A 13,726-nucleotide genomic window follows, 5' to 3' on the forward strand; every position below is an offset into this window, starting at 1 on the left:
ATGGCATCCGACGAGGGTCCCGACGCCATCCGCAGTGCCGAACTGCGCGCGTTGCTGTCCGCCCGCAGGGACGCGCTCGGGCTGACCGCCGAGCAGGCCGCGCGGGCCGCGGGCCTCACCCCGCGGGGCTACGCCGACCTGGCGAGCGGCGCACCGCTCGGGGGCGGCCTCGACCTGCTGAAGACCGTGGCCGACGGGCTGCGCATGACGGGCGTCCTGCGCGAGACGTTCCTGCTGCTCGCCGCGGGCCCCGGCATCGGCGCGCACGACCTCGTCGAGCGGCGCCGGCCGACCGTCGAGGAGATCGCCCACATCGATCTGATGGACCCGAACGCGGCGCTCATCACGGACCACGCCTGGAACGTGCTGGCGGCGAACGCCGCGGTGACCCGGCTGTTCACCGACCCGGACCGGATACCGCGCCGCGACCGCAACCTCGTGCTGTGGTCACTGACGGCGGAGGCGGCAGGGCGCTTCGCCGACATCGCGCAGGTCCGCACGGACGCCGTCGCCCGGGTCCGCGCCGCCGTCGGCCAGATCCCCGCCGATCCCGCGCTGCGCACGCTGGCCGCCCGGATCGCCGAGGACCCGGTCGGCGCCGCGCTGTGGCGGCGCCGCGCGCCCCGCCTCCCGTCCGACACGTACACCCGGCGGCTGCGCCATCCCCACTACGGAGAGGCCTCGATCCTGGTGACGACGTCCCGGATGCCCGGCGGTCTGCAGCTGGTGGTCCACCACGCGGCGCATCTGATCGGCGGGTCGGTCCGGCTGTGAGCACGCGAGACGGCGGCCTGCCCGCTCACGACTCCGCCACGTCCAGCGCGCTGATCCCGAACGCCCCCTGGACCGTACCCGGTTCACCGCTGACCAGATCCAGCCGCAGCCGCCTCCCGTGGACCGCGTCGAAGGTGACGACGGTCGGCTCGCCGGACGCCGTGGCCCAGTCGATGTCGGTGTCGGGCACGGGGACGTAGCGCCCGCCGTCCCAGACCGACACCTCGATCGCCTTCGGCCGGGCGTGCCGGGCGTCGGCGGTGAAGGAGATCTCGACCCGGCCGATCGCCCGCTCCTTCGCCCACTCCACCGAGACCCAGTCGCGCGGCCGGGCACCATTGAAGGCGGGCAGCAGGGCGGTGGCGGCCTTCTGGAAGGCGTTGGACCACTGGGTCGCCGGGTCACCGTCCAGCATCGCGGCGGGCAGGGTGTCCGTGGCGCCGGAGTAACTGGCGTCGGCCAGCGGGTGGGCGGGGGTGCCGGGGCCCGGGTCGGGCGCGAAGGGGCCGGCGGGTGTGACGGGCGGGCCTGCCGGGCCGGTCACCCGCACGGACACGTTCCCGGCGCGCAGCCCGTCGGCCCGTGCGGTGACGGTGAGCGGGCCGGGTTTCGTGCCCGCCCGGACCATCGCGAGCGCCAGGCCGTGGAAGGCGGTGCGGGTACTGGCCTGGTAGCGCTCGGCGCTCTCCTGCCGGCCGTTGTCGAGGCCCGCCAGCCGGCCGCCCCGGACGTCGAACGCGATGAGGTGTTCGGCGTCGGGCACCACCACCCCGCGCGCGTCGACGACCTCGGCGGTGACGAAGACCAGCGAACGCCCGTCCGCGGCAACGGATGTACGGTCGGCCGTCAGTCGCACGGCGTGCGGTTCCCCCGCCGTGCGCAGGACGTCCGTCGCCACGGCCTTCCCGCCCCGCCGCGCCACCGCCTTCAGCTCACCGGCCGCGAAGGGGACCTTCCAGGACAGGTGCAGCTTGCCCGCACTGCCGTTGGGGCTGGTGTAACTGCCCGGGTAGGCGCCGGAGGTGACGGTCTTGTCGTCGCCGCTCGCCTCCGTGGTCTCCAGGTACGCCCGGCCGTCGACGGTCTTCTTCTCGTCGAAGGACCGCACGCCCAGGGAACGGCCGTTGAGGAAGAGCTCGACGTCGGCGACGTTCGCGTACGCCCACACCTCCACCTCCGCCCCGTCCTCGTGCGTCGTCCAGTCCATCGGCAGGAGATGGACCATCGGCTCGTCGGTCCACTGGCTGCGGAAGAGGTGGTACATGTCCTTGGGGAACCCGGCGGTGTCGACCGCGCCGAAGAACGACGCCTTCACCGGGAACACGTCGTACGGGGTGGGCTCACCGATGTAGTCGATCCCGGACCACAGGAACTCACCCGCGAAGAAGCGCCGGTCGCGGTCCTTCTTCAGGCCGTACTCGCCGCTCATCGTCCACGAGGCGAGGTTGTTGTCGTACGAGGACGTCGCGCGCCGGCCCGGGGTGTGGTTCTCGCCCGTGTTGAGGTGCTCGGGCTCCTGGTACGTGCCGCGGCTGGACGTCTCGGACGACGACTCGGACTCGAAGAGGAACAGGTGCGGGTAGCGGGCGTGCAGCGCGTCGACGGACGCGGCCGTGTTGTAGTTGAGGCCGAGGCCGTCGAGGCCGGCCAGGATCAGGTCGGCGGGGGAACCCTCGGCGGGCAGCGAGCGGTATTTGTCGGAGCCGATGACGACCGGCCGTGTCGTGTCGAGGGCCTTGATGCCGTCGACGAGGCGGCGGGCGATGGCGACGCCCTCGGTGCGGGTGGAGTCGGGGATCTCGTTGCCGATCGACCACATCAGCACGGCGGGCGAGTTGCGGGCGGCGCGCACCATCTCGGCGATGTCGGCGTCGCTGTGCTCGTCGAAGAACCGGCCGTAGTCGTAGGTGTTCTTGCCGGTGCGCCAGCAGTCGAAGGCCTCCACGAGCATGATGACGCCGAGGTCCTCGCAGGCCTCGATCACCTCGGGCGCGGGCGGGTTGTGGGAGGTGCGCAGGGCGTTGACGCCCATGCTCTTCATGATCTCCAGCTGGCGGCGCACGGCGTCGGGCTGGACGGCCGCGCCGAGCGCGCCGAGGTCGTGGTGGAGGTCGACGCCCTTGATCTTGGTGTGTGCGCCGTTGAGCGAGAGACCGGTGTCGGGGTCGAAGACGGCGTGCCGGACGCCGAAGCGGGTGCGGTAGGTGTCGACGGTGCGGCCGTCCACGCGCAGATCCGTGACGAGCGTGTACCGGTGCTCCGGCGTTCCGATGGACCACAACTGCGGCTTCTTGAGAGTGAGTCGGTCGTGTGCGGTACCGGGCTCGTCCGCGAGCCCCTTCAGTACGGACTCGGTCCGCGCGACGCGCCGGCCCTCGGGGTCGCGGACGGTGGAGACGACGGTGACGTCCCGCGCGGTGCCCGACGCGTTGGCGACGGTGGTGCGCACGTCGACCGTCGCGTACCCACGGCCGAGGGTGTCGGCCAGGTCGGGCGTCGTCACCTGGGTGCCCCAGCGCTCGACGTGCACCGGCTCGGTGACGACGAGGCGGGCGTGCCGGTAGATGCCGCTGCCGGAGTACCAGCGGCTGCTGGGCAGCCGGTTGCGGACCTCGACCGCGAGGACGTCGGCGGTGACCCCGTCGGTGTGCACGAGATCCGTGATGTCGTAGGCGAAGCCGGTGTAGCCGTAGGGGTGGTTGCCGACGAGTTCGCCGTTGAGGTAGACGTTCGCGTCCATGTAGACGCCGTCGAACTCGACGGAGATCCGCTTGCCCGCACTGCCGCGCGGCAGGGTGAACTTCTTGCGGTACCAGCCGAGTCCGCCCGGCAGGAACCCGGTGCCGCTGGTGGTGTTGTGCTCGGTGGTCGGGGTCTGCTCGATGCTCCAGTCGTGCGGGACCGCGACCGTGCGCCAGCCCGTGTCGTCGAATCCGGGCCGCTCGGCGTCGGCGTAGGCGCCGCTCGGGTCGGCGATGCCGGCGGGGTCGACGAGCGCGAAGCGCCAGCCGTCGGTGAGTTCGACGGTACGGCGTCCGACGGAGCCGGCGCGCTCGGCGGCATGCGCCGCGGGAACGGCGAGCGTCCCGGCCACGGAGGCGGCCGCGCCCGCGGCCAGCACGGTTCTGCGAGTGACAGGCATGGGCGGGGTTCTCCTCGAAGTGAACAGATATCACCGGAAAGCCACGTGCGGTAACGGATCCTTCGACTCCGAACAGTCATTAGTCAAGGCCCTTACCGAATGAGGCCACCGGTGACACCGTTGCCTGTGAGATTTTCCGCCACCGCCCGCGCGAGGAGCAGATGACCGCGGTCGCCCGGGTGCACACCGTCCACCAGGTCCGCGGCGAGCCAGGCCGCCGCCGGGCAGCAGGTGGAGGTGCTCGTCACCGCGGTCCGTGGCATCGCGCGCCGCCCGCTCGACCGCGTCCCTCAACTCGGCCAGGGTGGAGCCCAGTAGCAGCGGCGCCGAGTGCGGGGTGCGGGACCAGCAGTTCGTCCCGAACGCGACGGTCACCACGTCCGCGTCCAGGGAGGCGAGCTGCTGCGCGGAGGCCCCGACAACACGTCCACGGCCGCGACCTTCTCGGCGATCCGCTGCGGCGGCGTGAACCCGAACGGCGTCAGCGTCACCCCGAAACCGAGCCGGATCCGTTCGGTCAGTGCGGTCAGATGCCCGAGCAGCACCTCGGACGCGGGACAGTGCGAGCGCCCCTCCCGGAAGTGGCGCTCGACCGCCCACACCGTGCGGAACCCCATCCGGTCGGCGAGCCTGATCTGCTCGACCGCTTCGCGGCAGGCCCGCTGCTCGGCGGCGCGCCGGCCGTGCGGACGGGCTCCTTTCCATGGCTTCGGTACGTCGATCTCGTACAGCACGTCGAGGTCCATTGCGTCGCTCCTGCGGAAGGTGGCCTGCGCGGGCGCCGTGCGCGGTGGGGACGCCGGTGGGCGACGAGGGGGAACTGACGAAGCGTCAAGGGATGACGGCACGGACGGCCGGAACCCGGAATGTCCGGCTTGCGGTTAGCGTTGACCGCATTCGGGACCATGGGCGGATTCAGGGCCCTGCGCGGCGGAAGGCGGCACACAGTGCACGGCGAGTACAAGATCCCCGGCGGCAAGCTGGTCGTCGTCGATGTCGAGGTGGCGGACGGCGTGCTGCGCGACGTCCGGGTCGCGGGCGACTTCTTCCTGGAACCGGACGAGGCGCTCCCGGCGATCAACGCCGCGCTCGAAGGCGCCCCGGCCGACGCGGACCAGGCGGTGCTCGCCGCGCGCGTCGAGGCGGCGCTGCCGCCCGGCACCACCATGCTCGGCCTGACCACCGACGGGGTCGCCACGGCCGTGCGCCGCGCGCTGGCCCAGGCCACCGACTGGCGCGACTACGACTGGCAGCTCATCCACGACGCCCCGCAGTCCCCCGTGCTGCACATGGCGCTCGACGAGGTGATGACGGAGGAGGTCGCGCTCGGGCACCGTCCGCCGACCCTGCGCGTGTGGGAGTGGGACCGCCCGGCCGTGATCATCGGCAGCTTCCAGTCGCTTCGCAACGAGGTGGACCCCGAGGGCGTGGACCGGCACGGGGTCACCGTGGTGCGCCGGATCTCCGGCGGCGGCGCGATGTTCGCGGAGCCGAAGTCCACGATCACGTACTCCCTGGCGGTCCCGGAGTCCCTGGTCTCGGGCCTCTCGTTCCAGGACTCGTACGCGTACCTCGACGACTGGGTGCTCGGCGCGCTGGCCGACATGGGCATCAAGGCCTGGTACCAGCCGCTCAACGACATCGCCACGGACGTCGGCAAGGTCGCGGGCGCCGCGCAGAAGCGGGTCGTGGCGGGCGCGGGCGCCGTGCTGCACCACGTGACCATGTCCTACGACATCGACGCGGACAAGATGGTCGAGGTGCTGCGCATCGGCCGCGAGAAGCTCTCCGACAAGGGCACGAAGAGCGCGAAGAAGCGCGTCGACCCGCTGCGGCGGCAGACCGGACTGCCGCGCGAGGAGGTCATCTCCCGCATGATCGACTCGTTCCGGGGGCGCTACGGACTCACCGACGGCGCGGTGACCGAGGCGGAGATGGCCCGGGCCGAGGAGCTCGTCCGCACCAAGTTCGGTACGCAGGAGTGGACGGCGCGGGTGCCGTAGGACGACGAGGGCCGGGACCGGAGCCGGTCCGCTCGATGGACGAAACCGGTGGTGTCACTTACAGGCCACGGACTCCGTGGTGCCCGGCCAGCGTTCCACCTCGCCGTCGGCGGTCCGCACGTACGCGTTCCTCTCGTCGCGGGACAGCCACAGCTGACGCCCGTCGTGGCGGTAGCCGGTGTCGACGGCGTCCCGGGGCAGCGGGACGTCCTTCGCGTACGCCGACGTGAGCCGGTCCAGGTCCGCCAGCTTCCGCTCGGGGTCACGGAAGTACTGCCGCCCGAGACCGCGCGGATCGCCCTCCGCGTCCAGGTGCAGGAACTCGACGGACTGCCAGTCGCAGTGCTCGGGGCCGAGGGAGCTGGACACCTTCGTCGTGGGGACCGGCCGGCCCCGCCGGTCCTCCCAGACCCGCACGTCGAGCCGTTCCCGGTCCCGCGCCCGGAACTCCGCGGGATCGCACTGGGCGAACGTCTCCAGGACCCAACCCTCCCGGTGGGGACGGTCCTTGGCGACGATCACGGCGACCCGGGTGCGCCCGCCGACGTCGTACGAGAACAGCACCCGGTCCTCCGTGCGGCGCTCGACGCGGTAGTCGCGGCCCGGCAGGGACGTCCCGAACGTCCGGGTGACGGACACGGCCAGCGCTTCCTTGGCCGAGTCCGCGCTGTCGTCGTCGCTGTAGCCCTGGGCCCGCGAGCCCGCCAGGTGGGGCTTGCCCGCGCATTCCAGTGCCCGCACGGAGGCGCCGCCGCCCTCAAGGGGGCTGTCCTCGCCGACCCATGAGGGCGTCGACGCCTTGAGCGGTCCGCCGTACGGGGCCGCGGGCGACGGCCCCGACCGTTCCACGACGAGCCCCTCCGGAACCTCGATCCCGTTCCCGCACCCGGCCGCCGCCCACACCATCGCGAGCGCCACCGCTCGCCCCGCCCCGAACCGCATGCCCGCCCCGCCCTTCTCACGCGGCGCCCTGCGCGCCCCGCCCCTTGACGCGGGGCGGGCCGGAAACGTTCGCCCGGGCGCCTTGCGCAGCCGGAACCGGACGCGCGCGAACGGCCGTCAGAGCTCGATGTCCCCGGAGCGCGTCGGTACGGCGTCGAGCGTGGCGAGCGTCGCGCCGTCGAGGGCGATCGCGCCCGCGTCGACGTTCGCCCGCAGGTGCTCCGGGTCGGCGGTGCCGGGGATGAGGAGCGTGTTCGGGCTGTGGTGGAGCAGCCAGGCCAGGCCGATCTGCGCGGGGGTGTGCCCCAGAGCCTTGGCCGCGTCGGTGACGGCGGGCTCGTCGGTGACCTTCGGCAGGCCGGCGAAGGCGCCGCCGAGCGGGAAGTACGGCACCCAGGCGATGTCCTCGGCGACACAGAGCCGCAGCATGTCCTCGTCGCCGCGCGAGACCAGGCTGTAGGCGTTCTGCACGCAGGCGATGCCCACGGGGAGGGCCTGGCGCAACTGGTCCGGGGTGACGCTGCTGACGCCGATCGCGCCGATCTTGCCCTCGTCGCGCAGCTCGGTCATCACGGCGAGCTGGTCGTCCATGTCGACGAGCTGGTCGCCCTCGGCGCGCAGCCCGGGCCCGGTGTCGGCGCGGCGCAGATTGACGAGGGGGATCTGCTCGACGCCGAGGCTCTTGAGGTTGTCCTCGACGCCGGCCCGCAACTGCTCGGGGCGCTGCGCGAGGCGGAGCGGGACGGGGCCGCCGGGGGCGGGCTCGGCGCCGACCTTGCTGACGACGATGACGTCGTCCTCGGGGCGGATCGCCTCGGCGATGACCTCGTTGACGAAGCCGTTCCCGTAGAACTGGGCGGTGTCGACGTGATCGATGCCGAGCTCGACGGCGCGGCGCAGCATGGCGACGGCGGCGGGGCGGTCGTCACGCAGGCGCTCGAGCTGCATGGCGCCGTAGCCGACGCGGGAGACGGTGCGGCCGGCGAGGGCGCCGGGCCCGCCGGCCCGGGCCGCTCCGGGGGCCGTGAACTGGGGAGATCGGGCGGTGGACGTCATGGCTGTCCCGCTCTCATGAGACGATGGAGGTAAACGGAGGGACTCCGTTAATAGCCACCGTAACACTAACCGGAGGGCCTCCGTTTTGACCGCGCCCGATGCTCCGACCCCCGGCCGTCCCGCGACGGCGGCCGGACGTCCGGCCCGCGCCGACGCACGGCGCAACCGCGAGCGGCTGCTCACCGTCGCCCGCGACGCCTTCACCGCGACCGACGGCAAGGCCACCCTCGACGCCATCGCCCGCGAGGCCGGCGTCGGGATCGGCACGCTGTACCGCCACTTCCCCACCCGCGAGGCGCTCGTCGAGGCGATCTACGCCGCCGAGCTCGACGCCGTCGTCACCAGCGCACCCGCGCTGCTCGAGGAGCTTGCGCCCGATGCGGCGCTGCGCGCATGGATGGACCGCTACGCGGCGTTCTTCGCGGCCAAGCGCGGCATCTCCGACACGCTGCGCGCGGGCTGGGCCTCGGGCACCATCGCGACACCGGCCACCCGGGAGCGGATCACCGCGGCGATCGCGGTGATCCTCGGCGCCGGGGCGGAGGCCGGCTCGCTCCGGGCGGACGTCGAGGCGGACGAGGTCACGCTGATGCTGCTCGGCGTCTTCCTCTCCACCACGGCGAGCAACAGCCCGGACAGGACGGGGCGGCTGCTGGATCTGGTGGTGGACGCGCTGCGCCCGGCGACGGACGGCCGGGCGCGCGCCTGACGTTCCGGTCAGCCGTCCAGCGAGGTCATGACGTGCTTGATGCGCGTGTAGTCCTCGAAGCCGTACGCGGAGAGGTCCTTGCCGTAGCCGGAGAGCTTGAAGCCGCCGTGCGGCATCTCGGCGACCAGCGCCATGTGCGTGTTGATCCACACGCAGCCGAAGTCGAGGTTCCTGGACATCCGCATGGCCCGGGCGTGGTCCCTGGTCCACACCGAGGAGGCCAGCGCGTAGTCCACGCCGTTGGCGAACTCCAGTGCCTGCGCCTCGTCGGTGAAGGACTGGACGGTGACGACCGGCCCGAACACCTCGTTCTGCACGATCTCGTCGTCCTGCCGCAGACCGGAGACGACGGTGGGGGCGTAGAAGTAGCCCTGCTCGCCGACCCGGTGGCCGCCCGCCTCGATCGTCGCGTGGGCGGGGAGCCGCTCGACGAAGCCGGAGACCTGGGCCAGCTGGTGCGCGTTGTTGAGCGGGCCGAAGAGGACGCCCTCGTCGTCCGGGAGGCCGGTCCTCGTCTCGGCGGCGGCCTGGGCGAACGCGGCGACGAAACGGTCGTGGACCGACTCCTGGACCAGGACGCGGGTGGCGGCCGTGCAGTCCTGTCCCGCGTTGAAGAAGCCGCCGACGATCAGGTCCTCGACGGCCTTGTCCAGGTCCGCGTCCTCGAAGATCACCGCCGGGGCCTTGCCGCCCAGCTCCAGGTGGACCCGCTTGACGTCCTTGGCGGCGGAGGCGGCGACCTGCATCCCGGCCCGCACGGAACCGGTGATGGAGGCCATCGCCGGGACCGGGTGCTCGACCATCAGACGGCCGGTCTCGCGGTCGCCGCAGACGACGTTGAAGACACCGGCGGGCACGATCGCGCCGATGATCTCGGCCAGCAGCGCGGTCGAGGCGGGCGTGGTGTCGGACGGCTTCAGGACGACGGCGTTGCCCGCCGCGAGCGCCGGGGCGAACTTCCAGACCGCCATCAGCAGCGGGTAGTTCCAGGGCGCGACCTGCGCGCAGACCCCGACCGGCTCACGGCGGACGATCGAGGTCAGGCCCGCCATGTACTCGCCGGCCGAGCGGCCTTCCAGCATCCGCGCCGCGCCCGCGAAGAAGCGGACCTGGTCGATCGCGGGCTCCAGCTCCTCGCTGCGGGTCAGGTGCAGCGGCTTCCCGGTGTCCCTGCTCTCCGCGGCCACCAGTTCCTCGGCCCGCTCCTCCATCGCGTCCGCGATCCTCAGCAGCGCGCGCTGGCGGTCGGCGGGGGTGGCGTCCCGCCAGGCCTGGAAGGCCCGCGCGGCGGCGGCCATGGCGGCGTCCACCTCGGCCGCACCGGACAGCGGCGAGGTCGCGTACACCTCGCCAGTGGTCGGGTCGACGATGTCCAGGGTGCGGCCGTCGGCGGCCTCGGCGAAGGCGCCGTCGATGAAGTTGCGGAAGGCGGTGGTGCTCATGGGGATCCGTCTTTCTTGCGCGTCGTGCGGGGCCGGCCGCGCGGGCCGGCGGTACCTGTCGAAAGTGCCGGTCAGGAGGTGTACGGGGACAGGTGCTCGTGCACGGCGGTCCAGCGGTCGTCGCCCTTCCGGGCGAAGACGATCGTCTCCCGCTCCCGTACGGTCTCCTCGCCGTCCCGGGTGGAGATGACCGTCTCCACGTCGTGGCTGAAGACGGCCGTGTCGCCGAGGTCCTGGATCAGCCGGCCGGTGGAGGCGCAGGACACGATCCGGAAGTCGTCCTCGTCCACCCAGCTCTGCCACAGCGCGCGGTAGGCGGCGGTGGATTCGAGCCGCTGGGGCGTGGTGTGGAAGACGAAGCTCGCGTCCGGCGCGAAGGACCCGAAGTAGTCCTCCAGGCGGCCCTCGGCGAAGGCCGCGACCAGGGCGTCGGCGGCGGCCCGGACCTCTTCGACGGTGCTGCTGCTCATGGGGGTTCGTCGCTCCTGTTCAGGGGGTGGTCGGGGTCAGCGGGCGGCGGCCGGTTCGGCGACGGGCTGCCCCTCGTCGGTGATCGCCGGGACCGGGCGGTCGCTCGACCGGACGAGACGGGGACCGTCGGGCCCGTACACTCCGCGCGGCTCGGGGAAGAGGGCGAGCATCCCGAGGTACACGACGGCCGCCAGCACCAGGCCCACCGGCAGCGAGATGTCCACGCCGTTCACGAGGTTCCCCAGCGGGCCGACGAACTGTCCCGGCAGGTTGGTGAAGAGCAGCGCCAGGACCGCGGAGAGCAGCCAGGCGGTCAGGCCGCGCCAGTTCCAGCCGTGAGTGAACCAGTAACGGCCGCCGCGCTGACGGCGGTTGAAGACCTGCAGCGCCTCCGCGTCGTACCAGCCGCGCCGGGTCACGTAGCCGAGGATCATCACGACCATCCACGGGGCGGTGCAGGTGATGATCAGCGTGGCGAACGTGGAGATGGACTGGGCGAGGTTCAGCGCGAAGCGGCCGATGAAGATGAAGGCGATCGACAGGGTGCCGATGAAGAAGGTCGCCTGGACCCGGCTGAACCGCGTGAACACGGAGGAGAAGTCCAGGCCCGTGCCGTACAGCGCGGTGGTACCGGTGGACAGACCGCCGATCAGGGCGATCAGGCAGAGCGGCAGGAAGTACCAGCCGGGCGAGATCGCCAGCAGTCCGCCGACGTAGTTGGGGGCGGCCGGATCGACGTACTGCGCGGCCTTGCTCGAAATGATCGAGGCGGTGGCCAGGCCGAAGAGGAACGGGATCAAGGTGGCGATCTGCGAGAGGAAGGCCGCGCCCATCACCCGGCGGCGCGGGCTGTCCGCGGGGATGTAGCGCGACCAGTCGCCGAGGAAGGCGCCGAAGGACACCGGGTTGGACAGCACGATCAGCGCGGCGCCGAAGAAGGACGGCCAGTACAGCGGGTCGCCGGTGGACTCGAAGGCCCCCGCGTAGGAGGGGTCGAAGTCGCCGGCGAAGGCGAAGATCCCGAGGACGAACAGGGCCGAGGCGGCGATCACCGCGACCTTGTTGACCAGCAGCATGAAGCGGAAGCCGTACACACAGACGAGCAGGACCAGACCGGCGAAGACCGCGTAGGCCAGGGCGAAGGTCCAGTCCGACTCGGGCAGGCCGACGAGTCGGTGCGCGGCGCCGATCAGGGCGTCGCCGGAGGACCACACGGAGATGGAGAAGAACGCGACGGCGGTGAGCAGGGAGAGGAAGGAGCCGATCACGCGGCCGTGCACGCCCAGGTGGGCCGAGGAGGAGACGGCGTTGTTGGTGCCGTTGCGCGGACCGAACAGGGCCATGGGAGCCAGGAGCAGGGCGCCCGTCACCAGACCGAGGGCGGTGGCCGCGAGGCCCTGCCAGAAGGAGAGGCCGAACAGGATCGGGAAGGCCCCGAGCACGCAGGTGGCGAAGGTGTTGGCACCGCCGAACGCCAGGCGGAACAGATCGAGGGGCCGGGCCGTGCGGTCCTCGTCGGGGATCCGCTCGACGCCGTTGGTCTCGATGTCGGTGATCGAGTCGGACACGGTGCACTCCTTGGAACCGGCACTCCGCGGAACCGTGCGCGGAAGATCAACGGGGGATGTTCCTTGTTCACGGCAGTCTCCGAGGTCCGCGCGGCCCCGGGCAATCGTGCCTGCCACGAACGCATACGCTTCCTCTTGTGGCCACAGACAAACTGACCGTGGAGGAGCTCCTGTCCTTCCCCGCCCTGCAACTGAGCGTGCGGGCCGGACGGGCGGGCCTGCACCGGTCGGTGAGCTGGGCGCACGCCAGCGATCTGGAGGACCCCACGCCCTGGCTGCTCGGCGCGGAAGTGATCATGACCACGGGCATGGCCGTCCCCCGCACCGCCGCACGGCAGCGCGCCTATCTCGAGCGGCTGGACGACGCGGGCGTGAGCGCCCTGGCGCTGTCGGCGGCCCTGCACACCCCGCCCCTGCACGAGTCCTTCCTCGCGGCCGCCGAGGAGCGCGGCTTCCCCGTCCTCGAAGTGCCGCTCTCGGTCCCGTTCATCGCCATCGCCCAGGAAGTCGCGGCCGCCGTACGCGAGGACCCCCAGCAGCGGCTCGGCGCCCAGCTCCAGGTCTTCGGCGCGCTGCGCTGGCTGGCCGCCGAGAACCTGGACACCCCCGCGCTCTTCCGCCGCCTGGAGCGCCTGTCCGGGTACGACCTGTACCTGTGCACGCAGCAGGGGCGTCCGCTGCTGCCCGGGGTGCCGACGCCCGACCCCGGGGTGCTGCCCGACTCGGCCGAGGCCGCGCCGACCATCCCCGGCGGCTTCGCGCTGCCGGTGCCCGCGCCCGGCGGCCCGGCCGGTTTCCTCGTCGCGTACGAGCGGGAGGGCGCCCGGCCCGCGGGCCTCGCGGTCGCCCAGCACCTGGCCACCGTCGCGGCCCTGCGGCTGGCCATGGTGCGCGGTGAGCGCGAGACGCTGCGCCGCGAAGGAGCGGAGACCCTGGCCGAGCTGTTGCAGGACGTACTCGACCCGGAGGGCGCCCGGCGACGGCTCGCCCGGCACGGGATCACGAACAGGTCCGTGCTGCTGGTGGTCCGCCACACCACCGACGAGGCGCTCCTGCGCTGCCTGGACGAATCCCCGCACCTGCTGCTCACCCGCGGCGAGGACCGCTTCGTCCTCGGTGCCGAGCGCCTCGCGGACCGGATCGCCGGACTCCCCGGGGTCGCGGCCGGGATGAGCCGCCCCTTCCCGCCGGGCGCCGCGCTGCGGGTGGCCCAGCGCGAGGCCGTGTGGGCGGCCGGCAAGGCGGCGGAGTCGGGGCGCCCGGTGGTCCGCTACCACGAGGAGTCGATGGGCCGCTGGATCCCGGACGACCCCGCCGTCCTGTCCGCGCTGGTCGAGGACGTTCTCGGCAAGGTGCTCCGGTACGACCGTGAGCACGGCACCCAGCTCCTGCTCTCGGCCCGCACCTGGCTGGAGCGGGGCCGCAGGACCGACGCGGCGGCGGCCGCCCTGCACATCCACGCCAACACCCTCTCCTACCGGCTGCGTCGCTTCGCCGCACTGGCCGAGCGCGACCTCGGCTCCACCGGCGCCCTCGCCGAGGTGTGGCTGGCCCTCCAGGCGGCGGGCTCACTGGGGCTCACCGACTGACGCGGGCCGCGGCACTCCACGGGACCGGGC

Annotated in this window: 12 protein-coding genes; 4 read left to right on the plus strand and 8 right to left on the minus strand. The window is 72.5% G+C overall.

Translation table 11 applies throughout. The features are described from left to right. Entirely contained in the window at nt 1-774 is a 774-nt protein-coding gene (locus ACQUQD_RS07575) for a hypothetical protein (RefSeq protein WP_428951205.1), read from the plus strand. Nucleotides 775-799: 25 nt separating this feature from the next. Here the strand turns inward: ACQUQD_RS07575 and ACQUQD_RS07580 are convergent, their stop codons facing one another. The 3 genes from ACQUQD_RS07580 to ACQUQD_RS07590 form a co-directional block, all read right to left on the minus strand. Next, complete coding sequence (locus tag ACQUQD_RS07580) at nt 800-3,916, minus strand: sugar-binding domain-containing protein (RefSeq protein ID WP_428951206.1); 3,117 nt, start codon at nt 3,914-3,916, stop codon at nt 800-802. A gap of 92 nt (nt 3,917-4,008) precedes the next feature. Next, on the minus strand, nt 4,009-4,164 hold the full coding sequence (locus tag ACQUQD_RS07585) for a hypothetical protein (protein ID WP_428951207.1): 156 nt from the start codon (nt 4,162-4,164) through the stop codon (nt 4,009-4,011). A gap of 123 nt (nt 4,165-4,287) precedes the next feature. Further along, nucleotides 4,288-4,662: an LLM class flavin-dependent oxidoreductase gene (locus ACQUQD_RS07590; RefSeq protein ID WP_428951208.1), complete on the minus strand. Its 375-nt coding sequence runs from the start codon at nt 4,660-4,662 to the stop codon at nt 4,288-4,290. A gap of 201 nt (nt 4,663-4,863) precedes the next feature. Here ACQUQD_RS07590 and ACQUQD_RS07595 point away from each other — a divergent pair, with 201 nt between their 5' ends. Beyond that, entirely contained in the window at nt 4,864-5,919 is a 1,056-nt protein-coding gene (locus ACQUQD_RS07595) for a lipoate--protein ligase family protein (protein WP_428957480.1), read from the plus strand. A gap of 54 nt (nt 5,920-5,973) precedes the next feature. Here ACQUQD_RS07595 and ACQUQD_RS07600 read toward each other — a convergent pair whose 3' ends face one another. Together ACQUQD_RS07600 and ACQUQD_RS07605 are read right to left on the minus strand one after the other, a co-directional pair. Beyond that, entirely contained in the window at nt 5,974-6,861 is an 888-nt protein-coding gene (locus tag ACQUQD_RS07600) for a hypothetical protein (RefSeq protein ID WP_428951209.1), read from the minus strand. 117 nt (nt 6,862-6,978) lie between these two features. Then, the gene (locus tag ACQUQD_RS07605; protein WP_428951210.1) at nt 6,979-7,917 is read right to left on the minus strand and encodes an aldo/keto reductase; all 939 of its coding nucleotides are present in this window, start codon (nt 7,915-7,917) and stop codon (nt 6,979-6,981) included. Between the two features lie 85 nt (nt 7,918-8,002). Between ACQUQD_RS07605 and ACQUQD_RS07610 the strand changes: the two genes are divergently transcribed. Then, nucleotides 8,003-8,626, plus strand: coding sequence for a TetR/AcrR family transcriptional regulator (locus ACQUQD_RS07610; protein ID WP_428951212.1), 624 nt, complete (start codon nt 8,003-8,005; stop codon nt 8,624-8,626). Nucleotides 8,627-8,634: 8 nt separating this feature from the next. Here ACQUQD_RS07610 and ACQUQD_RS07615 read toward each other — a convergent pair whose 3' ends face one another. The 3 genes from ACQUQD_RS07615 to ACQUQD_RS07625 form a co-directional block, all read right to left on the minus strand. Beyond that, on the minus strand, nt 8,635-10,068 hold the full coding sequence (locus tag ACQUQD_RS07615; RefSeq protein WP_428951213.1) for a gamma-aminobutyraldehyde dehydrogenase: 1,434 nt from the start codon (nt 10,066-10,068) through the stop codon (nt 8,635-8,637). 71 nt (nt 10,069-10,139) lie between these two features. Then, nucleotides 10,140-10,538, minus strand: a complete 399-nt coding sequence (locus tag ACQUQD_RS07620) for a nuclear transport factor 2 family protein (RefSeq protein ID WP_428951214.1) — start codon at nt 10,536-10,538, stop codon at nt 10,140-10,142. 36 nt (nt 10,539-10,574) lie between these two features. After that, nucleotides 10,575-12,107, minus strand: a complete 1,533-nt coding sequence (locus ACQUQD_RS07625) for a purine-cytosine permease family protein (protein WP_428951216.1) — start codon at nt 12,105-12,107, stop codon at nt 10,575-10,577. 137 nt (nt 12,108-12,244) lie between these two features. On the opposite strand from ACQUQD_RS07625, the gene ACQUQD_RS07630 reads away from it, so the two are divergent. Further along, nucleotides 12,245-13,696: a PucR family transcriptional regulator gene (locus tag ACQUQD_RS07630; protein WP_428951217.1), complete on the plus strand. Its 1,452-nt coding sequence runs from the start codon at nt 12,245-12,247 to the stop codon at nt 13,694-13,696. Nucleotides 13,697-13,726 lie beyond the last annotated feature (30 nt).

Origin of the sequence: Streptomyces sp. cg35 (assembly GCF_050410835.1) — a bacterium.
Taxonomy (GTDB): Bacteria; Actinomycetota; Actinomycetes; order Streptomycetales; family Streptomycetaceae; genus Streptomyces.